27 protein-coding genes and 1 tRNA gene are annotated in these 23,579 nt (G+C 59.8%); 13 read left to right on the plus strand and 15 right to left on the minus strand.

The genetic code is table 11. From position 1 onward, the window contains the following. Positions 1-22: 22 nt before the first annotated feature. Positions 23-370, plus strand: a complete 348-nt coding sequence (locus MHX63_RS07635; RefSeq protein ID WP_239387978.1) for a hypothetical protein — start codon at positions 23-25, stop codon at positions 368-370. Between the two features lie 25 nt (positions 371-395). On the opposite strand, the gene MHX63_RS07640 is transcribed toward MHX63_RS07635, so the two are convergent. Beyond that, on the minus strand, positions 396-779 hold the full coding sequence (locus tag MHX63_RS07640) for a DUF488 domain-containing protein (protein WP_239387979.1): 384 nt from the start codon (positions 777-779) through the stop codon (positions 396-398). Between the two features lie 12 nt (positions 780-791). Then, positions 792-1,763: a nitronate monooxygenase family protein gene (locus MHX63_RS07645; RefSeq protein ID WP_239387980.1), complete on the minus strand. Its 972-nt coding sequence runs from the start codon at positions 1,761-1,763 to the stop codon at positions 792-794. 120 nt (positions 1,764-1,883) lie between these two features. On the opposite strand from MHX63_RS07645, the gene MHX63_RS07650 reads away from it, so the two are divergent. Next, a complete protein-coding gene (locus MHX63_RS07650; RefSeq protein WP_035003382.1) occupies positions 1,884-2,237 on the plus strand; it encodes a hypothetical protein in 354 nt (117 codons plus the stop codon). Between the two features lie 22 nt (positions 2,238-2,259). On the opposite strand, the gene MHX63_RS07655 is transcribed toward MHX63_RS07650, so the two are convergent. Beyond that, a complete protein-coding gene (locus MHX63_RS07655; RefSeq protein WP_239387981.1) occupies positions 2,260-2,793 on the minus strand; it encodes an NAD(P)H-dependent oxidoreductase in 534 nt (177 codons plus the stop codon). An 89-nt stretch (positions 2,794-2,882) separates the two neighbouring features. On the opposite strand from MHX63_RS07655, the gene MHX63_RS07660 reads away from it, so the two are divergent. Beyond that, positions 2,883-3,440, plus strand: a complete 558-nt coding sequence (locus tag MHX63_RS07660) for a gamma carbonic anhydrase family protein (RefSeq protein WP_239387982.1) — start codon at positions 2,883-2,885, stop codon at positions 3,438-3,440. A 98-nt stretch (positions 3,441-3,538) separates the two neighbouring features. After that, on the plus strand, positions 3,539-5,935 hold the full coding sequence (locus MHX63_RS07665) for an acyltransferase family protein (RefSeq protein ID WP_239387983.1): 2,397 nt from the start codon (positions 3,539-3,541) through the stop codon (positions 5,933-5,935). 6 nt (positions 5,936-5,941) lie between these two features. Here the strand turns inward: MHX63_RS07665 and MHX63_RS07670 are convergent, their stop codons facing one another. Continuing rightward, on the minus strand, positions 5,942-6,628 hold the full coding sequence (locus MHX63_RS07670; protein ID WP_370644067.1) for an NAD-dependent deacylase: 687 nt from the start codon (positions 6,626-6,628) through the stop codon (positions 5,942-5,944). A 222-nt stretch (positions 6,629-6,850) separates the two neighbouring features. On the opposite strand from MHX63_RS07670, the gene MHX63_RS07675 reads away from it, so the two are divergent. Next, a complete protein-coding gene (locus MHX63_RS07675; protein WP_239387985.1) occupies positions 6,851-7,621 on the plus strand; it encodes an Eco47II family restriction endonuclease in 771 nt (256 codons plus the stop codon). On the opposite strand, the gene dcm is transcribed toward MHX63_RS07675, so the two are convergent. Beyond that, on the minus strand, positions 7,601-8,848 hold the full coding sequence (dcm, locus tag MHX63_RS07680; RefSeq protein WP_239387986.1) for a DNA (cytosine-5-)-methyltransferase: 1,248 nt from the start codon (positions 8,846-8,848) through the stop codon (positions 7,601-7,603). The genes MHX63_RS07675 and dcm overlap by 21 nt on opposite strands. A 229-nt stretch (positions 8,849-9,077) precedes the next feature. Here dcm and MHX63_RS07685 point away from each other — a divergent pair, with 229 nt between their 5' ends. Then, complete coding sequence (locus tag MHX63_RS07685; protein WP_239387987.1) at positions 9,078-9,395, plus strand: YbjQ family protein; 318 nt, start codon at positions 9,078-9,080, stop codon at positions 9,393-9,395. 62 nt (positions 9,396-9,457) lie between these two features. On the opposite strand, the gene MHX63_RS07690 is transcribed toward MHX63_RS07685, so the two are convergent. Continuing rightward, positions 9,458-10,249 (minus strand): SDR family oxidoreductase, encoded by a 792-nt coding sequence (locus MHX63_RS07690; RefSeq protein ID WP_239387988.1) that lies wholly within the window; start codon positions 10,247-10,249, stop codon positions 9,458-9,460. A 145-nt stretch (positions 10,250-10,394) separates the two neighbouring features. On the opposite strand from MHX63_RS07690, the gene MHX63_RS07695 reads away from it, so the two are divergent. Both MHX63_RS07695 and MHX63_RS07700 read left to right on the plus strand, forming a co-directional pair. After that, on the plus strand, positions 10,395-11,390 hold the full coding sequence (locus tag MHX63_RS07695) for a hypothetical protein (RefSeq protein ID WP_239388095.1): 996 nt from the start codon (positions 10,395-10,397) through the stop codon (positions 11,388-11,390). Positions 11,391-11,595: 205 nt separating this feature from the next. Next, complete coding sequence (locus MHX63_RS07700; RefSeq protein WP_239387989.1) at positions 11,596-12,657, plus strand: hypothetical protein; 1,062 nt, start codon at positions 11,596-11,598, stop codon at positions 12,655-12,657. Positions 12,658-12,687: 30 nt separating this feature from the next. On the opposite strand, the gene MHX63_RS07705 is transcribed toward MHX63_RS07700, so the two are convergent. Next, the gene (locus tag MHX63_RS07705) at positions 12,688-13,104 is read right to left on the minus strand and encodes a hypothetical protein (protein WP_239387990.1); all 417 of its coding nucleotides are present in this window, start codon (positions 13,102-13,104) and stop codon (positions 12,688-12,690) included. Positions 13,105-13,116: 12 nt separating this feature from the next. Continuing rightward, complete coding sequence (locus tag MHX63_RS07710) at positions 13,117-14,280, minus strand: cystathionine gamma-synthase (RefSeq protein WP_239387991.1); 1,164 nt, start codon at positions 14,278-14,280, stop codon at positions 13,117-13,119. A gap of 169 nt (positions 14,281-14,449) precedes the next feature. Here MHX63_RS07710 and MHX63_RS07715 point away from each other — a divergent pair, with 169 nt between their 5' ends. Then, positions 14,450-15,091 carry a DNA-3-methyladenine glycosylase gene (locus tag MHX63_RS07715; RefSeq protein ID WP_239387992.1) on the plus strand — a complete coding sequence of 214 codons (642 nt, stop codon included), beginning with the start codon at positions 14,450-14,452 and terminating at the stop codon, positions 15,089-15,091. A 7-nt stretch (positions 15,092-15,098) separates the two neighbouring features. Here MHX63_RS07715 and MHX63_RS07720 read toward each other — a convergent pair whose 3' ends face one another. Further along, positions 15,099-15,875, minus strand: a complete 777-nt coding sequence (locus MHX63_RS07720) for an HNH endonuclease family protein (RefSeq protein ID WP_239387993.1) — start codon at positions 15,873-15,875, stop codon at positions 15,099-15,101. A 168-nt stretch (positions 15,876-16,043) separates the two neighbouring features. Here MHX63_RS07720 and MHX63_RS07725 point away from each other — a divergent pair, with 168 nt between their 5' ends. Continuing rightward, on the plus strand, positions 16,044-16,811 hold the full coding sequence (locus MHX63_RS07725) for a PaaI family thioesterase (protein ID WP_239387994.1): 768 nt from the start codon (positions 16,044-16,046) through the stop codon (positions 16,809-16,811). 25 nt (positions 16,812-16,836) lie between these two features. Here the strand turns inward: MHX63_RS07725 and MHX63_RS07730 are convergent, their stop codons facing one another. The 4 genes from MHX63_RS07730 to MHX63_RS07745 all read right to left on the minus strand — a co-directional run bounded on the left by MHX63_RS07730 (position 16,837) and on the right by MHX63_RS07745 (position 19,070). After that, positions 16,837-17,187 carry a transglycosylase family protein gene (locus tag MHX63_RS07730; protein ID WP_034986285.1) on the minus strand — a complete coding sequence of 117 codons (351 nt, stop codon included), beginning with the start codon at positions 17,185-17,187 and terminating at the stop codon, positions 16,837-16,839. 268 nt (positions 17,188-17,455) lie between these two features. Then, positions 17,456-18,037 carry a hypothetical protein gene (locus tag MHX63_RS07735; protein WP_239387995.1) on the minus strand — a complete coding sequence of 194 codons (582 nt, stop codon included), beginning with the start codon at positions 18,035-18,037 and terminating at the stop codon, positions 17,456-17,458. Positions 18,038-18,115: 78 nt separating this feature from the next. Further along, positions 18,116-18,406 carry a hypothetical protein gene (locus MHX63_RS07740; RefSeq protein ID WP_239387996.1) on the minus strand — a complete coding sequence of 97 codons (291 nt, stop codon included), beginning with the start codon at positions 18,404-18,406 and terminating at the stop codon, positions 18,116-18,118. A gap of 106 nt (positions 18,407-18,512) precedes the next feature. Then, positions 18,513-19,070, minus strand: coding sequence for an FBP domain-containing protein (locus MHX63_RS07745; protein WP_239387997.1), 558 nt, complete (start codon positions 19,068-19,070; stop codon positions 18,513-18,515). Positions 19,071-19,154: 84 nt separating this feature from the next. On the opposite strand from MHX63_RS07745, the gene MHX63_RS07750 reads away from it, so the two are divergent. Together MHX63_RS07750 and MHX63_RS07755 are read left to right on the plus strand one after the other, a co-directional pair. After that, complete coding sequence (locus tag MHX63_RS07750) at positions 19,155-20,123, plus strand: NAD(P)/FAD-dependent oxidoreductase (RefSeq protein ID WP_239387998.1); 969 nt, start codon at positions 19,155-19,157, stop codon at positions 20,121-20,123. Next, on the plus strand, positions 20,116-20,718 hold the full coding sequence (locus MHX63_RS07755) for a DJ-1/PfpI family protein (RefSeq protein WP_239387999.1): 603 nt from the start codon (positions 20,116-20,118) through the stop codon (positions 20,716-20,718). The genes MHX63_RS07750 and MHX63_RS07755 overlap by 8 nt, the downstream gene beginning before the upstream one ends. A 66-nt stretch (positions 20,719-20,784) precedes the next feature. Here the strand turns inward: MHX63_RS07755 and MHX63_RS07760 are convergent, their stop codons facing one another. After that, on the minus strand, positions 20,785-21,744 hold the full coding sequence (locus MHX63_RS07760; RefSeq protein WP_239388000.1) for a TIGR00730 family Rossman fold protein: 960 nt from the start codon (positions 21,742-21,744) through the stop codon (positions 20,785-20,787). A gap of 143 nt (positions 21,745-21,887) precedes the next feature. After that, positions 21,888-21,970, minus strand: a tRNA-Leu gene (locus MHX63_RS07765). Between the two features lie 391 nt (positions 21,971-22,361). On the opposite strand from MHX63_RS07765, the gene MHX63_RS10445 reads away from it, so the two are divergent. After that, entirely contained in the window at positions 22,362-23,453 is a 1,092-nt protein-coding gene (locus MHX63_RS10445; protein WP_304504259.1) for a DUF3662 and FHA domain-containing protein, read from the plus strand. Positions 23,454-23,579: the final 126 nt, after the last annotated feature.

Here is a 23,579-nt window from a genome sequence, read left to right on the forward strand (position 1 = left end):
GGAGGGTGCCCCGTACGCAGTAGTGAAGGGTGGAACGGACCTGAAGTTCATCCTGCAGATCATCGATGAGATCGACCGTACCTACAACATCGACCGTGGCCGCATCTACGCCACCGGCCACTCCAACGGTGGCTACCGCCACAACGGCGCCCACTACTTGGCTGTTCGCGACCTGGTGGGTAGCTACGCGAAGCGTAATGGCTGTGGCTACCCGCCGCGCGTCACCCGCATCCGGGGCGGCGAGCGCCACGTGTACCCCTGCGCCCGCAAAGAGCTGCAGTTGATCCTAAACCCGCAGAACCACACCTGGAACCGCGTTCCGGATGCTTCCCAGGAGGTTTGGAACTTCCTGTCGCGCCAGCGCCTCTAGCGCGACCGGCTAGTTAGCCGGCGCCTTAGCTTTCCAGCTGGGGTGCCAGCCAATCTCGGAGCACAACCGCATGGTTGTGCTCTTTTTCTTTCGCGGCATACAGCAGCAGGAGCTCCGGAGCGCCTTCATCGGTCGCCCGCTTCTGGTAGTCGCGCAATTCGGTCAGGGCATCGTCCAGTTCCCCTGCGACTTTCCGTTCCTCCAGCTCCGCCACGTACTTCTCACGGAACTCAGCAAAGCTCAAGCCATTGTGGAACTCTCGGCGCAGGTCGCTGCTGGGCGTTAATTCTTTCGGCCAGCCGGCCAAATCTAGGCTTTCTTTCTTGACGCCCCTAGGCCACAACTGATCCACTAAATACAGACCTTGGCGCTGTCGGTCGCGCCAGTTGTACACGCGGTCGATGTCCATGGGGTTTCCTCCTTAGGAGAAACGTCCGAGGCAGTGCAGCGCTTCGTCGTACATACCCTGCACGACCTCACCGGCGGGCACCTCTGCCCGCAGCAGTTCCACACCCTGCCCCGCGTGCAGCTTCAACTCGCCTGCAAAGTCTCCACCCTCAGCACGAGCTGCTACCAGTTCCTCATCGGTAACCTCCCCTGCTTCGGACAGCGGGCGATACACGTCCACGAATGCATTGCGCACGGTGCGGGTGGGCCACTGCTCCGTATCCCACTTTTGCTTTTCGGCGCGGTCGTAGATGTCGGTCAGCACGGTCCGGCTGGCCGTGGCCTTGATCGCAGCCTGTCGCAGCTCGGGTGCCCCGGAGGCTTCCGGGGAGGCCAGCAGTGCGGTGCCAACCCATGCTGCGTCGGCGCCTGCCACCAACACAGAGGCCACACCCCTGCCGGTGGCAATGCCACCCGCCGCGGCGATCGGCACGCCCGGCGCGTTGACCTGCATGTATTCCATCACGATCTGCAGCAGCGGCAGTGTGCCGATGCGCCCGGTGTGCCCGCCGGCGTCCGTTCCCTGTACACACACGGCGTCTACACCCGCGGCCAGTGCCTGACGCAACTGCGCCATGGTGTTGATGGGAGCCACGACGGAGATCCCCGCCTGGTGGGCGCGGTCCACGTAGGGCTTGGGGTCGCCGAAGCCCAGGCTTACCACCTTCGGCTTGGCTTCCAGCACTGCATCGAACTGGGCCGGATTGTCTTCCAGCGCCCACACCATCAGGCCGATTCCGTAGGGGCCGGCCTCTGCGGCGATGCGTGCGTTCTCCAGGATCCATTCGGGTTTGGTTCCCGCGCCTGCGCCGAACATCCCCAATCCGCCGGCACGGCTCACGGCGGCTGCCAGGTTGCCGTCGGACCGTCCCGCCATCGGTGCGCCGATGATGGGCTTATCGATTCCCCATAGTCTGGTTAACCGGGTATCGATGCGTTCAACCATGGAACACATGCCTCCTCATGGTTTTGGATGGGCAGAGTAGTTGGGTCTGGTTGCCACCCTAGTCCTACTTCTGATTCATTTGCGAAACTGCTCCCCTTATACCCGCGTAGAGTTATGGGCATGTCGAAGAAGAATCAGCTGAACAAGCTCAAGCCCACCGCCTCCCTGAAGCCCGCTAAGGAAGTCAACACCGCATCCGTCGTCATCGCTGGCCTGGTCGGTGGCTGGCTTACCGCCCGCGAGACGGGTATTCGCCCGCTCGGCGGCGTGATTCTGGCCGCTGCAGGTGGCTACGCTGCCCGCTCTTGGAACGCTAAGGCTGGCGCGGGTGTTGCCACGGGCCTGACCGCCGGATACCTTGCCGCGTTTGGCCTTTCCCACCCGCTGGCCAAGAAGATCGGCGCCTGGCCTGCTGTCCTGACTGTCACCACCGCCGCCGCGGGCGCTGCGTGTGTCCTGTCCGACCTGCGCTAACGAGCTCTATCTTTAGGGCTCTTTAAACTATTGACGCCACAGCCTGGCCCACCACCGCCTGAGCCATCGCCTCTAACTCCGCCAGGTGGGGCTCAATATCTCCCGTGAACTCGACGGGTTCGGCCACCGTTTCCCATTCCAGCCCCGTGAGAATGGAGCGCATGGCTTTCTCCGCGCCCGTCGTATCGTAGCCACCTCGGATCCACCAGCTGGTCGGGGTGGCTTTCTTCTCTTCGAGGACGGGCACGTAGACCGTGTCGAAGTAGTGCTTCAGGGCTCCGGAGATGTAGCCGAAATTGGCGGTGGTGCCCAGGATTACAGCGTCTGCTCCACGTAGCTCCTCCACATCCGGCTCCAGTGCCTGGCGTTCCAGCACCTGCACGGCGGGCTGGCCTGACTCCTCGCCTGCGGCGGCGCCCAGCTCCACGTTCACTTCCTCCGCGGCGGCGCGTGCTGCCGCGAGTACCGTGTCGGCGAGTTTCTGCGCCTTCTCGGTCGGGCTGTGGTGAACGACGAGGATCGTTACTGGTTTTCGGCTGGTAGCGTTCTCGCTCATGGTTTCAACGCTACCGATCCTGCAGGGTTGGGTGGGGCATTCGAGGTAAAGGGAAGCGTGGGCGTCCAAAAATAGTTAGGCTAGGAAACATGAATGCAGCACCGATTATCCTTCCGTATCAGGGCAAGACGCCGCGGATCCACCGCAGCGCAATGATCTCCCCGGGTGTGACGATCATTGGGGATGTGGAAATCGGGGCGGATTCCTCCGTCTTCTACGGGTGCGTGCTGCGCGGCGATGTGGGCGCGATCCGCATCGGCGAGCGAACGAACGTGCAAGACAACTCTGTGATGCACGTGGAGCGCGGACAACAATGTGTGTTGGAAGACGATGTAACGATCGGCCACCAGGCGCTGGTTCACTCCTCGCATGTGGGGGCAGGAACACTCATTGGCATGCAATCGGCACTACTATCGGGTTCCACTATTGGAGGCGGCAGCCTCGTCGCCGCGGGTGCGGTGGTACTGGAAGGCCAGCAGATTCCGGCGGGGTTCTTGGCCGCAGGGCTGCCCGCGAAGGTGCGTCGCGAGCTAACGGAGGAAGAGCGCCAGGGCTTCATCGCTCACGCTGCGCGTTATGTAGAAACTGCACGTAACCAGGCCAGCGCTGCAGAGGCGCTGTCTTTGGAGGACGTGTACTTCGAGTAGCCCTCTGCGCCGCCAAGTATGATCGCCACTTCGTTTTGCACCTTCCCGGGTGAGTCGTTTCGATATTTTTACCGCTGGTCAATAAACTTATCCGAGTTATGGCACAGGGAAATTCTTCGGCGGACGATAACGCAGCCAAAAAGGCAGAGCAGTCGAACGCCACAAAGGTAAAGCAACCGGCGGAGGCCAGCACTTCAACCAAGGGCAACTCCGGGAAGTCCGGCGCACGTTCCAGCACGATGCGCTACGACATCGAAGGTTTGCGCGGCCTAGCCATTGGCCTGGTCGTTATCTTCCACGTCTTCGTCGGCAAAGTCAGCTCAGGCGTGGACGTGTTCTTGCTGCTCGGCGGCATCTTCTTCTTCGGCAGCCAGCTGCGCAACGCGCAGAACGCGAAGGGGCTTACCTTCATTCAGTCGCTGATCCGCATCATCCGGCGACTATTCCCGCTGCTGGCAGTGGTGGTCGCCAGCGTATTGGCGGCTTCGATACTTCTAATGAATCGGCTGGTGCACGTGCAGATGGCAAAGGATGCGGTGGCCTCCCTGGGCTACTACATCAACTGGCAGCTGGCGTATTCCGGCCGCGAATACACCTCTGTGCGCACCACCGTGAGCCCCTTCCAGCACCTGTGGTCCATGTCTGCGCAGCTGCAGATCTACGTTGCGTCTCTGGTGGTCGTTACCCTGCTGGCCCTCATCTTCCGGAAGTACGCACGCCAGGCCCTGCTGGTTGTGCTGACCGCCGCGACGGTGCTCTCCTTCGCCTACGCCACGTACTTCCACTTTGAAGACCAGACCATCAACTACTACTCCACGCTGAGCCGCTTCTGGGAGATCGGCCTGGGCGGCCTGCTGGGCATGCTGTTGCTGCGCCGCGACGCAAACGGCAACCCGGTGCTGCGCCCGCTGGGTCGGTGGACCCGCACTGTGATGGGCATTGTTGGCCTGGGCATGATCATCAGCACCGGTCTCTTCCTGGACGGTGCGGATCAGTTCCCCGGCCCATGGACACTGATTCCGCTGGTAGGTGCCCTGATGGTGGTCCTTTCCGGCCACTCCGGCGAGCCCGTCGGCGTGACCCGCTTGCTGTTGACGCGCCCTTTCCAGTTCCTGGGCCGCATCAGCTATGCACTGTACGTATGGCACTGGCCGATTCTGGTGCTGTGCGTCTACTACTTCAACGTTCCGAAGGTCAGCCCCGCCCTCGGCGCAGCCGTGATCGCGGCCAGCGTGGTGCTGGCCTGGCTCTCAAACAAGCTGATTGAACGCCCACTGCGCCAGGGCAAGAAGCCAGAGCGTAACTGGGTGCTGCTCAGCCCGAAGTACTGGGCAAAGTCCCTGTCCGCCTGGCCGAAGGCTGTCTATGCCGTACTGATTCTGGTGCTCGCTGGTTCTGTGGTGGCGTCACCAAAGTATCTACAGCACCGCGAGGACGTGAACAGCGAACAGCTGTGGGACCTGGCTGCGGATAGGTCGATCTACCCCGGCGCGGCAAGCTTCCTGGTGAACGCCCCCGTGCCGGAGAACATGCCGATCGTGCCGCCGCTGGAGGACTTCCATGCGCTGCTGCCGCAGACGCAGCCGGATGGTTGCCAGATCGGCTTCGATAGCGATGCTTTGATCCTGACGAAGAATTTCAACCGTTCCGACGAGGAATGCGCGTACGGCGACGTCAACTCTGACAAGACCATCTATGTGATTGGCGGCTCGCACTCCGAGCACTACATTCCGGCGCTGGACATCGTGGGCCGCAACCGGCACGTGAAGATGATCCCGCTGCTGAAGATGGGCTGCCCGGTAAACGCCAAGATCACGCGCGTCAATGGCGAAGAGTACCCCTCCTGCCTCAGTTGGTCGGAGAAGGTCGTGGACTACATCAAGGAGAATCCGCCGACAGAGGGCATCTTCATGACCGGTACGCGCCCGAGTTCGATCAGTGGCGCTGGCCCGGAGCAAGTGCCGCAAGAGTACAGGGATCTGGTGCAGAGCTTCACGGACCAGGGCATCCACAGCTGGCTGATGCGCGATAACCCGTGGCAGACCACTGACAAGGGTGCACCCCGCGACATGCGCGCCTGCGTTGCCGAGATGATGGAAGGCAAGCAAGGCGAGGTTGCGGAGAATGAGGACTTCCCCGGCCTGGCCAACCCCGGCCGCCCGAACTTCGACGAGGTGCTGGCCATCAACGCCGAGTGCGGCCAGAGCGTCTGGGATTCCCTGCTGCCTGTGGATCCCTCCATCGAGGCGTACAAGGGTATGGACGTGACCCTCATGGATCTGACGGCCGGGATCTGCCGCGAGGATTGGTGCCCGTCCATCATCGGCAACATGGCGGTCTACCGCGATGCGCACCACTTCAACAATATCTTCGCGGAGACGCTGGCTCCGGAGATCGAGGCGCAGATGTTCAACCCGAACCACAAGATTCCGCCGATGAACGTCGGCCTGATGCCGAAGCACAACCAGCAGGCACCGCCGAATCCGCAGAACTAGCGGGCGCTAGTCGGCACCCTCCGCAGCCTCCACCAGCAGCGGCGCCCCGTTCGCCGCGGTGGTGCGCAGAGACCATGTGCAAATTTCCGTCAGGTCGGTGCGCGCGGGCGAGATCTCCACGATGGGCGTGCCGCGCTGGGTCGCGATCGCGGGCAGGCCTGCGGCGGGCCACACCACGCCCGACGTGCCAATGATCACCACCAGATCCGCCGCCCGCATTGCCTCTTCGGCGGTCTCCCACTCCCGGTGTGGCAACGGCTCGCCGAACCACACCACTCCGGGCCGAACCGGATTTCCACACAGCGAGCACGTCGGTGGTGTGGCTCGCTCCACCTGCTTCTCGGGCAATTCGGGCATCCGCGCGGGCTTGCTGCAGATGCTGCAGCGGTAGCTAAACAGGCTGCCGTGCAGGTGCGCCACGTTCTTACTGCCGCCACGCTCGTGCAGGTCGTCGATGTTCTGGGTTGTTACATGTACGGTGACGCCCCCTCGTTCCGCCCACTCACCTATCGCCCGGTGCCCCGCATTTGCCTCTGCGCGGCGGCATAACACCGCCCGCCACAGGTACCAGGCAAGCATGGGCTCGGGATCCTTCGCCCAGGAATCCAAAGTGGCCATCGCCTGGGGATCAACATGCGACCAGATGCCGGTCTGCGCGTCGCGGAAGGTATCCAAACCGGAATCGGCGGACATGCCCGCCCCTGTAAACACTTCCACGTACTTGGCACCGCGCACTGCGGCGACAAGATCCTCCGGCAGGTCCTCCAATCTCAGCGGCTGGAGATTATCGGAGGTGGACTGCGGGCTGGCGATCACGGCGACCATGCCCCCACCCTAGCCGGGCCAGAAAACAGCACATTTTGTTCTCCGGCCAGTATACTCAAAGCTGAATATTGGCTAAGACCGGAGGCACACATGTCGGATACGACAACTTGGACGATCGACTGGATTACAAAGGACAAAGTCGAAGCTATCGCCCGCAAGAGCTTTGCGGGAGCCATTAGAAGAATCAAGGCTAAGCAAAAGAAGAATCTCCAGACGGATCCAACGCTCGTCATCGCACTCAATGCATTGCTTGACATGCCTTATAAAGACGTAATTCGTATCGCTGACGATGTATCAATCGTAAAAACCCTGCAGAATGCTATCGGTGATTTTCATCAGGCAGTTCTTGGAGCAGCCCATGGTTGGAACGATTCCGGAAGCAGCGGTGGAGTTTTCGACATCTACTCTGATGAGAAGATTCCCCTGGCTGGGGATCGCAATGTCGTGGCAGAAGTAAAGATGCGCTACAACACGATTAAGGCCTCGGATGAAGCCAAGACCTGGGACAAACTAAAGGACGCAGTCAACTCAAGGGGTGGAAGTTCTCAATGCGTCGCATATCTGATTCAGATTGTCCCGAAAACTCAGGAATCATACGACCGCCCCTGGAAGGTTTCCGGCCGCAATCAACTACCATATGTTCGCTGTATTGATGGCACCACTGCCTACCATCTCGTAACGGGAGAGCCCGACGCACTGAACCAGTTACTCCACGCACTCCCTGCGATCCTTAAAGAAATCATTCAAGATCCTTCTGACTTGGATATAGACCAAACCAGTTTGATCACTGATGTCTATATCGACCAATCGATACAGAAGAGCCTTCCACCCCAGTCGGCACTAGTCGAAGATAGTCGCTAGTACCTTTTCCTCAGGCTTAGCCTCTTCGTAGCCCTCGGGTACTTCACCGTCAAGCATCGCTTGGATACCGATTCCGACGTGGTAGGCCAAATTTACTGGCACAGCGTTGCCAATTTGCTTGTACTGCTGCGAAACGCTTCCCTGGAAATCCCACTCATCAGGGAAGGACTGAATACGTGCGTACTCTCGCACGTTCAATGGCCTTGTTTCACTCGGGTGGCATCGCTCCGTCTGCTTCTGTGCTGGATTACAGGTAAGTGTCAAGGATGGTTCATCCCAGGAAAGCCTGCGAGCCATCCCGGTTTTTCCGCCGCCTAGGAAGAAGCTTGCCTTCATATACGACCGCTGAATATCTTCAGGGAGGTCACGCCAGTTTCCTCCTTCTGGGACGCGTTCCATCACCTCGTGCTTCCAGTCGTTGTATTCCATTCCCGGCCCGGCCGGGACATCAGAAATAGTCTCCCTGAGGGAAAGCGTGTAGTTTTTCTCCTTCGGGAAGAGAATCGGCAGATCAAGATCTCCGCGTACTGCCAAAATAATCAAGCGTTCACGCTTCTGAGCCACGTCTAGGTATTGTGCTCGCAACAATCTGTAGGCCACTTTGTAACCAAGATCTTGAAGGATTCCAATCATGGTTCTCAAGGTTCGCCCGTTGTCGTGCTTTAGCAGCCCTCGAACATTTTCGCCCATAGCTACCTTCGGACGTGTTTCCCCTACGATCCGTGCGAATTCGTGAAACAGAGTACCGCGGGTATCCGCGAAGCCCTTCTTGTTTCCTGCATAGCTAAATGCCTGGCATGGAAACCCACCCTCAACAAGATCCAAATCCGGATAGCTATTATCAAATGTGAGTTCATGAACGTCACCTTCGACAACATTCCATTCTGGACGATTAGCTCGTAGGGTTTGCGCAGCCCATTTGTCGATTTCATTAACTAGAACGTGCTCAAATCCTGCATTTTCAAGACCAAGCGCTGTCCCCCCGGCTCCTGCGAAAAGATCGATAGCGGTGCGTCCGGTCGGTTTACTTTCAAAGACTTGAAAGCCTCGGCCAGTAGACTCCCCGCTAAGTTTCTTTGCTAGAAGTTCAATCTCATCGAAATCAAACTCTCGTTGACCACGAGCATTTCGGTAAGCCTTTACCAGACCTTTTTTCTCCCAGCGTCGGATCGTGTCTACCGAAACGTCCAGCTTGGTCGCTGCTTCCGAAATCTGGATTAAGCTCATTTTCCGCCCACCTGTCTGACCTATGCAATGGTTACCATAACTCTAGCCAGTCCTTAAGTCTCGGAGCAAACGTGCACTTCGATCCACATTCCGTTGACGCCACCCCTCCACCAACTGAAGTTTTCACGCGCGCGCAGCCCACGCAGTCCTCTATAGTCAGTTGCATAAGCGCTCCCACGGCAGACGTGGGCGTCATTAAGAAAAAACTCGCAGAAAGGCCAACAACGCCATGATCGTCACTACCACCAACAACGTCGAGGGCCACACCATCGGCCAGTACCTGCGCATCGTCTCGGGCGAGACGGTGGCCGGTATCAACATGTTCAAGGACATCGGTGCGGGCTTCCGCAACATCACCGGTGGCCGTTCCTCCGCATACGAGGGCGAGATCCTGCAGGCTCGCGAGTCCGCGCTGAAGGAGATGGTGGATCGCGCGCTGGAGATGGGCGCGCACGGCATCGTCGGCGTGGACGTGGACTACGAGTCCCTGGGCCAGGGCGGCATGGTGATGGTCAGCGCGACCGGCACCGCCGTCACCTTCCAGTAGGCGCTGGTTGCCGGGCTTAGCCCGGCGCGACAGACCCGCCGAGCCATCCCGAGCGCCAAACTTTAGACCTGGTCGAGCGGGCGGATCATGATGGACTCCACGTCCATGTGGCGGGGGCGATCCGCGATCCAGCGGATAGCCTCGCCGATGTCCTCTGCCTGCAGGTTTAGCTTGTCCGCGTAAACCTCCTCGGCGCGCTCGGCATCGCCCTTGAAGCGGTTCAAGCTGAAGTCAGTAGCCACTCGACCCGGGTCGACCTGGCATACGCGCACGCCCGCCTCGGCGAACTCCATGCGCATCACGTCGGTCAGCGCGGTCTGTCCGAACTTCGCCGCGTTGTAACCCGCACCCCCGCGGTAGGCGCCGCGACCGGCGACGGAAACCACGTTAATAACCTGCGGTGCGTCCGCTACCTGCAGCTGATCGAACAGCGCGCGCGTGACCTCTAGGGTGCCCATCACGTTCGCCTCGAACATCCAGCGCCAATCCTCCGGATCGGCTTCCAGCACAGGGTCGAGCCCCCGCGCGCCACCTGCGTTGTTGACCAGCAGGTCTACCTTGGAGCCCGTCAGCTCGGCGAGCGCTGCGGTGAAGTTATGTATTGACGCCCTATCCGTCACATCCAGCACAAGGGGCGTAGCCTTGCCGCCCTCCTGGGCGATCGTTTGTGCTACCTGCTCTAGCTTTTCTGCACGGCGCGCGGCCAGAACCACATACCAGCCATCCGCGGCCAGCAGCTTAGCGGTGGCCTCGCCGATGCCCGCACTCGCGCCGGTGACGACGGCGACGCGGGAGTTGGTTGGTGGGTTGGACGTGGACCCGGCAATCGTGGACTCTGCATTAGTAGAACTCATGAATTCCAATGTAGCGACCAAGTGCAGGCCGCGGGGCTGTTTAATTTTGGTTGGAGGCAATCCCTGCAGAACACTGCAATAGAGAAAGCTATGCATTAACCTTTTCCTTTAGTAAAGGTTAATGGCATACTCTTAAGGAATTCTTATGACTAATAATTACGGAGGCGGTTACCCCGGCTCCGGAGACGGTTCCCAAAACAACCCAGGCCAGAATCCGAATCAGCCCCAGAATCCCTTTGGTCAACAGGGCTACGACAATCAGCAGTTCCCGGGCGGCCAGAACCAAGGCCATCAGGGACAGCCGGGCCAGCAGGGCTACGGTCAACAGGCGTACGGCCAGCAAGCTTTCGGGCAACAGGGGTACGGCAATCAGCAGTTCCCGAATGGGGAGAACCAGGGCCAGCCGGGGCAAAACCCGTTTAATGCGCAGCCCTATGGCGCGTACGGCCAGCCAGGTAACGCCGGAGGTAACGGTGGCGGCGGCAACGGTGGCAAGATCATCGGCATCATCGTCGCCGCAGTTGTCGTAATCGGCCTGATTGTTGGTGGCTACTTCCTGCTGGGTAAGGATGACGAAGAGAGCACGGATGCTTCCAGCTCCTCGTCGAGCTCCGAAGAGTCTGGCTCGTCGGATGAGTCCAGCGAGAGCTCCTCCGAATCCAGCTCGGAATCCTCCACCTCGGAGACCTCGTCCTCCTCCAAGGAGCCCGCGAAGGCCGGCGACGTCGGCGGCCCGGATGATTCGATGGACAAGACCTACGCCGACGCGATGCCCAAGAAAATCCAGGACTTGGTGTACGACTGCAAGAACGGCACCTACGAGCTGGCCCGCGATAACAACCGCAAGGTCAAGGGCATGCAGTGCACCGGCGTGTGGGACTCCGCCTGGGAGTTCAAGAAGGTCGACTTCGTTAGTGATGCGGCGTTCGTGCCCGAAGAGATCGACTACGTGAAGGAACAGGGCGCAGAAATTTGGTCCGATGACCCGAACAATTTCGCCGGCTACCTCATGGAGGACTCCAAGCCGTTCGTATTTGTAATGAACAAGTCCAAGGGCATCGCCATGGAAACCAAGATGTACTTTGAAGACGAATCCACCCTGCAAGAGGTCCTCACCCAGCTGGGCTACGAGAAGCCGTAGAACCTCTTCGTAAGGAAATTTGCCCCCGCTATTCACCCCTATTTCAGTAGAAGAATAACGATTCGGAACATCCCGCAGAGTTCGTACCATTTGACCTACCGAGCGCCGCGGGAAGGCGCCCTTCACACGGAGAGGGCGCCATTGGTTTCCCAGGCCCCGACAACCAAAAGACGACGTTTCCAGAGATTTAAGGACCTGTCCCCTCATGACGAACAACAATCCCTTCGATAACCAGCCCAACCAGGGCGGAAATAACGGGGAGAACAACCCCTTCAACAATGGCTCCAACCCAGGTGACGAGACCACCCAGTGGGGTGCAAACCAGAATCAGCCCCAGGGTGGCCAGCATTACGGCGCACAGCAGCCACAGGCCGGAGGCTATGGCCAGCCCGGTCCGCAAGGCGGGTACGGTCAGCCCGGTACCAATGGTCAGCCTGGGCAGAATCCTTTTAACCAGGGCGGCTACGGTCAGTCCGGACAGCCTGGCCAAGCGGGCCAGAACCCTTTCGCTGGCGGTGCCGCCAGCGCCTATGGCCAAGACCTAAACTCCGGCGGAGGTGGCGGAGGCACCGGCAAGGTTATCGGCATCATCGCCGCCCTCGCTGTCGTCATTGCCCTGGCAGTAGGCGGTTACTTCCTGCTGGCCAAGGATGATGAAGGATCCGACTCCGACGAGACCTCGACTTCCCAGACCGAGGGCGCCGAAGAAAACAGTGAGGAAAACTCCGAGGAGAGCACCGAGGAGACCAGTGAGGAAAGCTCCGAGGAGTCCACTACCTCCGAGACTCCGAGCGCGCCGAGCTCCACCGCCGCGAAGAGGGGCGACGTCGGCGGGCCAGATGATTCCCTCCCCGCCGCCTACAAGGATGCAATGCCTGAGAAGGTCAACGACCTGGTCAATAAGTGCAAGGACGGAACCTTCACCCTGCGGTACTACGACTCCTCCAAGGAGAAGCGCGACATGACCGGCGCGAACTGTAAGGGCGTGCGAGGCTCGGGCTGGGCCTACTGGAACGTGGACTTCATCAACGACAAGGAGTACGTCGAAGTCAAGGAAAAGGAGTTCAAGGATGGCGGCGCGGAGATCGTAAACGACAAGCCGAATGAATATGCCGGCTACGTTGAGGACAGGGGCAACACGATCGTGTTCATCTTTAACAAGGACAAGGACATCGTTCTAGAGTCCAAGCTCATCAACCCGAAGCGCGGCGAGGTCAAGCAGGTATTCGAGGAGCTTGGCTACCCCGGCGTTAGCGAGGACGCCTAACTCACGCCAGGTAGCTAGCGCCTAGCCCCCTTACAGCGGTTGGATCCAGCCCTGCTGCACAGCGTGCTGGTAGCCACCAACCAACGCCGCGCCCAGGGCAACCGCACCTACGATACCGCCGACCCAGGCCAAGATGCCTGCGATCGGCGGTGCATCTTTACCTAGGGAACCTGCGGGGTCGGTGCTACCCAGAGGGAAGGTCTTCAGCAGCCATTCAGCTGCCGGATTCGCGGCTTCAATACTGCCGGCCAGCGAGCCTTCGTTGTTAGCCTTCGGGTTGTTCGGGTTGGAATCGGGGTCGGTGGGCTGGGTGATCGGGGCGGTGCTGGAGCCCTTGCCCTCGGACGGGGCGATAGCCTGCGCCGGGGCGGCTGCGACGGCGCTGATGGTCAGGGCGCTTGCGGTGGCCAGTGCGGTCAGGGACTTGGAAGAAGAAAAGGACTTCATAAGTCCAGTAGTTTAAAGCTGCTCCAGCGCCTGCGCGACATCTGCGAGCAGATCCTCCAGATCCTCAATGCCGATGGAGATGCGCACCAGGTCGCGCGGAACCTCCAGCTGGGAGCCCGCAACCGACTGGTGGGTCATCGTCGCCGGGTGCTCCAGCAACGATTCCACGCCACCCAGTGACTCCGCCAGACAAATCAGCTTGGTGGACTGGCAGAACTTCAGCGCCGCTTCCTCGGAGTGGAAGCGTACGGAGATCATGCCGCCGAACCCCTTGCCGGTGGACTGGCGCTTGGCTACCTCGTGACCAGGGTGCTGCGGCAGACCCGGATACAGGACGGTGGCGACTTCCTCCCGCTCGTCCAAGTATTCGGCGATGGCCTGCGCGTTCGAACAGTGGCGGTCCATCCGAACGCCCAGGGTCTTCAGGCCGCGGGCATTCAGGTAGGCATCGAAAGGCGAAGCAATCGGGCCCGCGCCGCCGAGCAGGAAGTCCAGATCCTCGTCCAGCTGCGCATCGTTGCTGACGATCGCGCCACCGACCACATCGGAGTGCCCGCCGATGTACTTCGTGGTGGAGTGCAGCACCACGTCCGCGCCGTGGTCCAGGGGGCGCTGCAGGTAGGGGCTGCAGAAGGTGTTATCCACGATCAGCTTCGGGCGCGTGGGGGCGTCATTACCAAACTCATCCGCGAGCACCTCGGCGATGGCGGCGATATCGGTCACGGCGAGCAGCGGGTTGGTCGGGGTCTCCAGCCACACCAGTTTCGTCTGCGGGGTCAGCGCCGCACGAACGGCCTCGGGATCAGTGGTGTCCACCACGGTGAAGTCCACGTTCCAGTCTTTGAAAACGGTGGTGATCAGGCGATATGTGCCGCCGTAAGCGTCGTGCCCCATGATCAGGTGGTCGCCGGGCCGCAGCAGCACACGCAGCAGGTGGTCGGTGGCGGCCATGCCGGAAGCGTAGACGCGACCATGCTTGCCACCTTCGAGGGCAGCGATCGTGCGGGCCAGCGAGTCGACGGTCGGGTTCGCCACGCGGCCGTACTCGTAGCCTCCGCGCAGATCGTTCGGCGCATTCTGGGCGAACGTGGTGGAGGCGTAGATCGGCACGTTGATGGAGCCCATGAACTCGTCGGGCTCGTAGCCTGCGTGGATGGCATCTGTGTTGTGGGCCATGGAAACTCCTCTTCGAACTAGTGCTTGGTAGCGCGTCTTAGTGCTTATCTGCGCCGGGAAATCACAGCCCGGTGCGCATCGTTTCAACGATTATAGACCAAGCGGTCTAGTTTTCGGCAGCAATGGGCCAACCTTGGCGGGTTTAGGGCAAGAGCACCACAATGGCTACATGGATCGAAACGCACAGAGAATCGATTTCACCCAACCCGCCGACGTCGTCGCCCCTCTTTTGTTGGGCGCAGTCTTGCGCCACGACGGAGTGGCTATCGAGTTGACCGAGGTCGAGGCCTACCTAGGGACTGCAGACGAAGCCTCCCATGCCTTCAACGGCCCGACCCCTCGTTGCGAGGTTATGTTTGGCCCTCCCCAGCACCTCTACGTGTATGCCAGTTACGGCATCCACCGCGCGGGCAATCTGGTGTGCAGCCCCAATGGCGAGGCCGGAGGAGTATTGCTGCGCGCGGGGAAAGTCATCGAGGGGCTCGATATTGCCCGTGCTCGGCGTGGCCCAAAGCCCGCGGATGAAGCACTAGCGCGTGGTCCGGGAAACCTGGGCGCCGTACTCGGTTTGAACTTGAACCTTAATGGTTCGGCTATTGATCAAGTGTTTTCTGGCACAGACGATACCTCGCCCACCGCTGCCTCATTTACCCTGACCCCACGCACAGCTATCCCAGAGATCACCCGTGGCAAGCGCATAGGGATCACCAAGAACGCGGATGCCCTACTCCGCTTCTGGGTGCCCGGCGATCGCAGCGTTTCCAGCCCTCGCGGCCGACAATTGGGAAACCCACAGCGCACATCCTCGTAGTGGACCGCTAGCAGCGGCCTAGCTCGCGCTGAATCGCCTCCTTTTCCGCCTGCGTGACCCACAGCTGGTACTCCGCCTTCACACGCACCTGGGTGGAGACATAAGTGCAGCGGAAACCCTTATTCGCCGGTAGCCACGTCGCGGCATCACCCGCACCCTTTTGCATATTCGCCGGCCCATCCACAGCCAGCAAGTTCATCGGATCGTTGGCAAACTGCTCGCGCCGCTCCGGGGAAAGCTGCTGCGCGCCCTTCTGCCAGGCATCGGCCAGCGCCACCACGTGGTCGATCTGCACCGCCTGACTAGTTTTCTGCCCGCGGACGAAGTGGATGTGCTGGCCGGTATAAGGATCCTGCAGGTCACCACTGAGCACCTTGCAACCCTTCGGCGCCTCCACGTTGGTGAGGTCACGCGAGAGGATGTCGTTGCGCTGATCGCAACCGTTGCGGTCGATATCCTTCCACCGCTGGCCGAACTCATCGCGGTTATAGCCCGTCTTCGGCGCGCGCCCCTTGACCGCAAGCGTTTCCAGCAGGTCCAGCATGTTCTGCTGGTGCAGCGACCGTTCCGGCGCTGCGGGTTGCTCTGGTTCTTGTTCCGGTTCCGGCTGCTCTGGAGGCTCGGATTGCTCTGGCTGCTCCGGCACCGTTTCTGTGGCCTGTTCTACCGGTGCTTCCGAGATTTGTGACGCCGAACTTCCGCCCTCTAGAAACTCCGCACCCTCGGCACACCCACCGAGTAGCAAACTCACGCCCACTAGCAGCGCACTTACCCTCTTGCTCATAACCCAACACGCTAGCAATCGCCCCGGACAGTCCCGGTAGCCCCGGTAGCTATCCACCTAAAGTTTCGAACAAGCGTGCGGGGCGGCGCGGACGTAGGGGCGTCAATAAAAAGAGAATACTTTTATACCTGCTTGCCTCTGGCGGTCTCGCGGTAGCATAAACGCATCATGAAACCTCTGAAGAAGATTTACCAGGCACAGATGAAGGCAGTTCCGGCCTTCGTGAACAAAATGACCGAAAAGCCGGACCGCATGCGGCGCATGATGAACCTATGGCCGCCGCTGCTATTTTCCGGCATCAAGATGACCAGCGTTTCGCAAGACTGGTCGCGTTCGCGCATCGTGCTGAACCTGCGCTGGTGGAACGCAAACATGCACGGCGCAGCCTTCGGCGGCACCCTGTTTTCTATGACAGATGTGCTGTTCGGCACCCTGATCGCCCGCCGCCTGGGCACCGAATACGAGGCCTGGACCCGCACCGGCACCTTCCAATTCCTCAAGCCCGGCCGCAGCGGGGCATACATGGAAGTAAACCTCACACCAGAGCTGATTAGCTGGATCACCTCCACCGTCGACGAAGACGGCTACTGCAATGTGCCGTACACCTCCATCATTTACAACAAGGACGGCTCCATCGTGGGCATCGGCCAGCAGGATCTGCACGTCCGCCCGCGCGGTGGCGGCAAGCGCGCCGACCGGCCGAAGCAGGCCCTGCAGCCACGCGGCCTGGTGCTGGAGTCGCTGGCAAACGCCGTGGTCTGGCACTGCTTCAAGGATCAGCCGGAGATCCTGACCGTGCTGATGTCCGAACAGCGCCGTATCCCCGATCCCGAGGATCAGATGCGCCACGTGGTGAAAGTTGCGCTAGAAAAATCCACCAAGTCCCGGGAGGACCTGGTGGCTCTAGACATTCCGGAAAAGTACCTGGACGCTTAAGTCAGCCCGGCACTTAGCTCGGCGATTAGCCGAGCACCTTGCCGCAGTTCGGCCAAGCGCCTGCACCCTGCGTGGCCAGGACCTTCTCGGCGATCTCGATCTGCTGCGCCTTCGTGGCCTGGTTAGCGGTCGGGGCGTATTTCGTGCCGCCGAAGCCAGACCAGGTCTGGGCGCTGAACTGCAATCCGCCGTAGTAGCCGTTGCCCGTGTTGATGCTCCAGTTGCCACCGGACTCACACTGTGCGACCTGATCCCAGGCGCTTACCGGTGCGGCCTGTGCGGCCGGGGCTGCCACAGCTGCGGCGGCCGCCGGGGCAGCAACCAGGCCTGCGGCCATGCCGATGCGGGCGAAAGCGGTCTTTACGGACTTATTCATGTAGACGAAAACTCCTTCTGCGAAGCCGGCCGGGTGGCTGGCTTCATATCGATTGTTTGATGTCTACGCGGCCGCGCTTTTGCGACTGCACGCTGGCAGTTACGCGAAGTATCGCGCCCCGGCTACTTGCCGGGCGGCTGCCACTAAGCACGCAAACTTACGCACTATCCCCCGGGGTGCGTCAACCGAAAAAGCGCCGAATTCCGAAAAAATCTCGGATTGATAACGAACATTAAGGGGCTTCTTAGACCCCGCCCCCCTTTTTGAACTATCGGCGCGGGCCGTAGACCGCAGCCGATTCGATGCGGGAAGGCACCACGTACGCGATTGCGGCGGTGCAAACAATCCCCGTGAGCGTGACCAACGTCCCCCAGTCACCACTCAGCAGTCCGCCCGCGAGCACCCATGCGATCGCGGCAACTGCCGCCAGTGCGATAACGGCCATACCAAAGAGGTGCTCGTTGCCCGTACCGGAAACCGGGATGTACAGCAGTCCGGCGAGTACACCGATGACGCCCGCAATCACTCCAGTTAGTACAGCAGGTCCCACGCCCGCGGACGCTTCACCTGGAATCAAGCTCACCAGGAGGTCCACGATGAACACCGCAGCAAAAGTGACAGCTGCGGCTAGAACGGCGAGGACGATGAGGTTCATCGCAACCTTCTTGCCGTCGTAGCGACCGGCCAGCAGGCCTTCGCGCGGGTCTTGCTGGGGCTGGTTGTAGCCAGAGTTATAACCCTGCGGATACTGTTGCTGGTTGTTGTAGCCAGGGTTGTAGCCACCATAACCGCCGTTGCCCTGCGTGTTGAACATGCGGGTCTGATCGTCGTTTCCTTGCGGGTACGTCACCTAACGCTCCTTTCACCGGCGTTTCAGGTGGCCTATGTTACCGGAGTGACTATTGAGTAGTCACCCCTCTCCGCGGCTTTAGTGATCGTCCCAGTGGTCACCGTGCTTGGCGTGGCGGTGACCGTCGTGGATGTAGTCCACGTGATCGCCGTGCGGAACGGCAACGTGGCCGCAATTCGGGCCGTGCTCGTGGTCGTGATCCTCGTGGACCTGGTGCTCCGCGGTCTCACACTCATCCCAGTGGCCTTCGTGCTCGCGGTGCAGGTGGCCGTCGTGGACGTAATCGACGTGATCGCCGTGCGGAACGGCAACGTGGCCGCAGTTCGGGCCGTGCTTGTGATCATGGTCGGCGTGGGTGGTACAGCTCATGATGAACTCCTTCAATACAGGGCAACCATGGAGCCACTGCCATGGGTTAGGCGAGCCAGTAGGTTGCTTCGACGCTTTCTATACTGCCCTCTCACCTGCTACGTTGTCAATACGTTTTCATTAAATATTGATGAGAACCAGTCGGCACTGCACGCAAATACTGTTTCTTCAGCCGATTTTCCACACTGGCGATAAGGCTACGAACGTTGGCGAGTGCACGTTCTTCCTTTTCCTCCAGAGTCAGCGTCTCCGCCATCTGCGTGGTTCCGTCCGGAGTTTTCGTTCCGCGCACATAATCCACACACGCCAAATCACTGCACATGTACGTACCGATGCTGCCGTAGTTATCCTGCGCGGACTTCGTGGTGACGATCGACATCAGCGAGGCGCCACTCGAGGGGTGCAGCGTGCGGCAAATCTGGCACATACGTGCGCCGCCACCGGCCGGGGCCTTACGGATCTCCATGGTGAGGCCCTGCAAACCCTGCGCGGTCTCCGCGACGAGGTATGCCCGCTGGGGCGCCTTGGGGTCCACCCAACTCACAAACACCTGGCTCCCCCAGTCCGCTCCCAGAACGTGTGCCGGAATGTGAATGCGCGCAGCGGCACCCTTAGAGCAGTTGATGAAGCTCTTTCGAATCGCTTTCTCAGAGTAGGTCTGCACGATACTCCACCTTTCCGTCGCGCGAGTTGCACCAAACATGCAGGTACGGTGGCCAAGTGTAACAATCCTCGAAGGGAGCAGATCATGGCACATAATGCGACTGAACCACTCGACGTACTCATCATCGGCGGGGGGTTCGCGGGCACTGCGGCGGGTGTTACCCTCGCCCGAGCTCAGCGGAACGTCCGAATCATCGACAACGGAAAACCACGTAACCGCTTCAGCACCCACTCTCACGGCATCATGGGGCGCGACGGGGCGAACCCAATGGAGCTACTCGACCAAGGGTGCAACGAATTCATGACATTCGGCGGTGAAGTAACCCAGGATGAGGTCACCTCACTCGAGCAAACAGACAACGCATGGACGGCCACTACGGCCGACGGACGACAGTTTCGGGCTCGACAAGTACTCATGTCGACGGGCATTACCGACGAACTGCCGGACGTCCCGGGACTCAGTGAGCTTTGGGGATCACGAGTTTTCCACTGCCCCTATTGCCACGGATACGAGGTCCGAGGGCGCAACCTTGCCGTCATCGGCGGAAGGAATCTCGGGTTCACGACGCGCATGGTGCACCTGATGCGGAAGTGGACTGATCGCGTTACGTTCTTCACCAACGGGCTCTCCCTTGACGAAGCTGACCGCGCACTGTTCGAGAAGCGCGGTGTTGTTCTTATGGACGCCCCCGTCTCCAGCGTGCAGCCCGACCCAGAATCGGAAACGGGAGTTCTGGTGAGCGCCACCGATCCCAACGAAGCTGGTGACTCCACCTCCACAACCCGCGCCTTCGAGGCGTGTTTCACCGGCCCGGATTTCCACCCCAACGATCAACTACTGCTAGCCGCCGGCTGCGAATCCGACAATGGCTGGGTTGTACGACAGCCCAATGGCAAAACCTCCGTGGCGGGCCTATGGACTGCAGGCAACGTCACCAGCTCCCCTGACCAGGTGTCTCAGGCGATGGGCACAGGCGTGGCCACCGCTATCGCGATCGATCAGTTCTTGCTGGACGAAGAGCTGCAGCAGGCTCGAGGGCAAGCTCATGAATAACGAACGACCACAGAGCGTAGCGTTTATTCTTTTCGACGGATTTGAGCTGCTGGATGTCTTTGGCCCTGCCGAAATTTTCTCCAAGGTTCCTGGCCTTCAAGTGAAGTTTGTATCCGCGGATGGGGAACCTGTAGCCAGCTCCCAAGGTGTGAAGATTCTCCCCGACACAACCTTCGATTCCCTCGTGTGCGACACCGTTATCGTCCCCGGTGGTCAGGGAACGCGAGCGCTCGTCAAAAATGCGGATTTCCTGGCCCGCATCTACGAAATGGCGAGCTGCACCTTCCTTGTCTGTTCCATATGCACGGGTTCAGCGGTTTTAGCCGCAGCTGGTTTGCTGGAGGGATACGCCGCCACCAGCAATAAACTTGCGTTTGATTGGGCCACGTCTTTCGGCAAGGACATCGACTGGAAAAGCTCTGCCCGGTGGGTACACGACCGAGATCGCTGGACGTCGTCCGGTGTGGCAGCGGGTATAGATATGGCCGTCGCCTTCGTCTCCCACTTCTTCGGCGCTCCACTTGCGGAGAAGATCGCCCATGACCTAGAGATTCAAGTTAACAGCGACCCCGAGCACGACCCGTTCGCGGTATAACGTTCAACCCAACAAACGCCAACAAAGATCGCTTTACTCGGTACCTACTGCAAAACAATTTAGAAACTAATTCCACTTGGGGCACGGCGCAGCCCAAGAATTGAGCGCGACGAGAAGTTCATCAACGGTATCGGCAACAATAAGCGTGTCGACATCATCTTGACGAATAAATCCCTCGTCTGCCATATGCTTGAGCATCGATACAGTAGGCGCCCAAAAACTTGAACCAAAAAGGGCAATGGGCTTGCGATGAAGCCCGAGTTGTTGAGCTGTCCACGCATCAAAGAATTCGTCTAGGGTTCCAGCGCCACCAGGCAAACACACATAGGCATCGACCAGGTCACTCATCCGTTGCTTACGCTGATACATCGTGTCAACAATCTCAAGGTGCGAAAGACCCGGATGTGCAATTTCGCCATCGACAAGATTCTGGGGAATCACACCGATTACACAGCCACCGTTAGCCAGACAAGCATCCGCCACAGCACCCATAAGGCCGACTCTACCGCCACCATAAATCATCCGTACCCCCTGCTCAGCTAGACCCGCCCCTAGGGCTTCAGCAAGAATTGCATTGGTATGGTTGCGACCACTGCTCGACCCTGTAAATACGGCTACAGAACGCACAGGATTGGCAATCAACTCCGGAAACACTTCATCTTTCAAAAGCGGTGCCAGTTTAACGTTCGACACAGACGGGTTTACCCATGCGCACTCAGCAATTTCTGCAGCTGCCACGGGCTCTACCGAATCTGAATAGTAAAAAAGATCGGCAACAACATCTCTACCGGCTTCGTTAGCCGCAGTTGCACGGTATGTTCCCATCGGAACCAAGAGAGCAGCATCAAGCGAAATCCCCAGCTCTTCATTGACTTCCCGTATCACCGCATCAAGCGAGGACTCCGCAAACTCGAGCTTGCCACCCGGAAGCTGGAACAGCGCGGTGCCCTTCTTACGCACGCATAGGACTTCTCCTCGCGAATTTCTCACTACAACAGCGCTGACATGAATATCAGAAGAAGGCATGCGTGCAAGTTTAGGGCAATCTGTTCGAATCGACGCACCTGCAATCCTCGACTCTTAGACACCAGAAAAACAAAGAAACCGAAGGTCACGAACCCTTTCGAGTTTGTTACCTCCGGTGTCGCAGTTTGTTCAACTGCTTGCTGTGGGCGAAGGGGGACTTGAACCCCCACGTCCCGAAGGACACTGGCACCTGAAGCCAGCGCGTCTGCCATTCCGCCACTCGCCCGAGCGACTATGTAGGACACATGGTCTTTACACTGTCTTACCTGCTAAAGCCGCACATTCCTTTTCAGGAGCGCTGCTCGCTGGCAACGAAATGAAACTCTAGCACGATGCACGCACGCTTCCAAAAAACACATCTGACCTGCAAGAAAATGCACGTGGCCCGCCACTACCCCTATAATGGCCAACTAAACACTCGCAATGTGAGTGATTTTTCGCGCAGGGTAACCCCGCCATGGACTCGCAGCCTCGGGGTTTAGCTATAACGCATAACTTGCCAACCGGCGCCCGTGACTTAAGTTCTTGGGCTCCCCGCCAGGCAGAGCTAGCGCCTGGCACTTAAGGCGCGCGACTGCAGTGGAGAATCACAGGACCACACAGGAGGACTACGGACAATGAGTCTGTTTGGACGTTTCAAGAAGCTCGACAGCTCGCTTCAACGCGGGCTGGACAACGGCTTCGCACGTGTCTTCGGCGGCGAGGTCGTTCCTACAGAGATCGACGAAGTTCTTAAGCAGTACGCCGAAGAGTCCGTCATGACGGATGCCCAAGGTCAACGTTTGGCCCCCAGCTACTTCCAGGTGCTCGTCAGCACCCGCGACTACGCAAGCCTCACCGAGTCCCGCCCGCGCCTGGCCGAGGAAATGGGCGATCGGCTGAGCCGCTTCATCCGCAACCAAGGCTGGCGTACAAACGAGCCGGTCAAGGTGAACGTTTCGGCCCACAACGACTTGCACTCCGGGCAGATGCGTGCCGACGCACGCTTCGACGTTCCGCGCACCGAGGATGGCTCCAGCGCAAACGTCGCGATCGGCGGGGATGCCCAAGCGCCCAGCTCCGGACGGTCTCTAGGGGATCTGGTTTCGTCGGCGGATGGCCGTGCAGCCAGCGCGGCAGGTGTGCACCGTGCCGCCCCGGATTTCGCGCAGAACCAGTGGACGGATCAGACGCAGCAAGAGGAAGATTCTGAGTCCCCGGCATCCCCAGTATCCCAGCAGCCCCAGGAATCTTGGGATTCCCACGACCCCCAACCCCAGGACGAACAGAAGGAAAGTGTCGTGCAAAACCAGCAGGACTGGCAGAACCAGCAGGAAGGCAATGATTTCGAACGTCCGGTGAGCTACCCGGGCACCGAGGTCATTGTGCAGTCCACTCCCTCCCCTGTGCGCGGAGGTGTGGGCGCGGACGGCGGCGAGCGTGAATTGCGGGTCACTCTCACCCTGCACGATGGCTCCGACCGCACCTACGAACTACGCAAGGGCAGCAACATCATCGGGCGTGGCAACGGGGTGGATCTGCGCATCCCCGATACCGGTGTCTCCCGTCAGCACGCAGACATCACCTGGGATGGCTACGATGCGGTGCTGACGGACCTGCAGTCCACCAACGGCACCTCCGTTAACGGCACCCCGATCGAAAACTGGCTGCTGGCCAGCGGCGACGTGATTTCGCTGGGCCACTCCGAGATCGGCGTGGAGTTCCACTAGCCCTGTTTTTCCTTTCCGCCCTACTCCTTCAGGGTCATCTAAACTAGGCTATTCACATACGCATGTGCCCCTCGGGGCTGTGTGCGCCTGTGTCTATTGAGTACTCACTGAGCCCGCCGACCTTAA

The sequence above is a fragment of the Corynebacterium sp. ACRQK genome (assembly GCF_022345965.1).
Classification (GTDB): domain Bacteria; phylum Actinomycetota; class Actinomycetes; order Mycobacteriales; family Mycobacteriaceae; genus Corynebacterium.

Bases quoted from the DNA above. Each gene is read 5' to 3' on its own strand.
- MHX63_RS07755 (WP_239387999.1), top strand. From the start codon at position 20,116: ATGAATAACGAACGACCACAGAGCGTAGCGTTTATTCTTTTCGACGGA.
- MHX63_RS07740 (WP_239387996.1), bottom strand. From the start codon at position 18,406: ATGAGCTGTACCACCCACGCCGACCATGATCACAAGCACGGCCCGAAC.
- MHX63_RS10445 (WP_304504259.1), top strand. From the start codon at position 22,362: ATGAGTCTGTTTGGACGTTTCAAGAAGCTCGACAGCTCGCTTCAACGC.
- MHX63_RS07655 (WP_239387981.1), bottom strand. From the start codon at position 2,793: ATGAGCGAGAACGCTACCAGCCGAAAACCAGTAACGATCCTCGTCGTT.
- MHX63_RS07645 (WP_239387980.1), bottom strand. From the start codon at position 1,763: ATGGTTGAACGCATCGATACCCGGTTAACCAGACTATGGGGAATCGAT.
- dcm (WP_239387986.1), bottom strand. From the start codon at position 8,848: ATGAGCTTAATCCAGATTTCGGAAGCAGCGACCAAGCTGGACGTTTCG.
- MHX63_RS07675 (WP_239387985.1), top strand. From the start codon at position 6,851: ATGTCGGATACGACAACTTGGACGATCGACTGGATTACAAAGGACAAA.
- MHX63_RS07700 (WP_239387989.1), top strand. From the start codon at position 11,596: ATGACGAACAACAATCCCTTCGATAACCAGCCCAACCAGGGCGGAAAT.
- MHX63_RS07665 (WP_239387983.1), top strand. From the start codon at position 3,539: ATGGCACAGGGAAATTCTTCGGCGGACGATAACGCAGCCAAAAAGGCA.
- MHX63_RS07695 (WP_239388095.1), top strand. From the start codon at position 10,395: ATGACTAATAATTACGGAGGCGGTTACCCCGGCTCCGGAGACGGTTCC.
- MHX63_RS07725 (WP_239387994.1), top strand. From the start codon at position 16,044: ATGAAACCTCTGAAGAAGATTTACCAGGCACAGATGAAGGCAGTTCCG.
- MHX63_RS07685 (WP_239387987.1), top strand. From the start codon at position 9,078: ATGATCGTCACTACCACCAACAACGTCGAGGGCCACACCATCGGCCAG.
- MHX63_RS07760 (WP_239388000.1), bottom strand. From the start codon at position 21,744: ATGCCTTCTTCTGATATTCATGTCAGCGCTGTTGTAGTGAGAAATTCG.
- MHX63_RS07715 (WP_239387992.1), top strand. From the start codon at position 14,450: ATGGATCGAAACGCACAGAGAATCGATTTCACCCAACCCGCCGACGTC.
- MHX63_RS07660 (WP_239387982.1), top strand. From the start codon at position 2,883: ATGAATGCAGCACCGATTATCCTTCCGTATCAGGGCAAGACGCCGCGG.
- MHX63_RS07650 (WP_035003382.1), top strand. From the start codon at position 1,884: ATGTCGAAGAAGAATCAGCTGAACAAGCTCAAGCCCACCGCCTCCCTG.
- MHX63_RS07720 (WP_239387993.1), bottom strand. From the start codon at position 15,875: ATGAGCAAGAGGGTAAGTGCGCTGCTAGTGGGCGTGAGTTTGCTACTC.
- MHX63_RS07730 (WP_034986285.1), bottom strand. From the start codon at position 17,187: ATGAATAAGTCCGTAAAGACCGCTTTCGCCCGCATCGGCATGGCCGCA.
- MHX63_RS07705 (WP_239387990.1), bottom strand. From the start codon at position 13,104: ATGAAGTCCTTTTCTTCTTCCAAGTCCCTGACCGCACTGGCCACCGCA.
- MHX63_RS07670 (WP_370644067.1), bottom strand. From the start codon at position 6,628: ATGTCCGCCGATTCCGGTTTGGATACCTTCCGCGACGCGCAGACCGGC.
- MHX63_RS07640 (WP_239387979.1), bottom strand. From the start codon at position 779: ATGGACATCGACCGCGTGTACAACTGGCGCGACCGACAGCGCCAAGGT.
- MHX63_RS07690 (WP_239387988.1), bottom strand. From the start codon at position 10,249: ATGAGTTCTACTAATGCAGAGTCCACGATTGCCGGGTCCACGTCCAAC.
- MHX63_RS07750 (WP_239387998.1), top strand. From the start codon at position 19,155: ATGGCACATAATGCGACTGAACCACTCGACGTACTCATCATCGGCGGG.
- MHX63_RS07710 (WP_239387991.1), bottom strand. From the start codon at position 14,280: ATGGCCCACAACACAGATGCCATCCACGCAGGCTACGAGCCCGACGAG.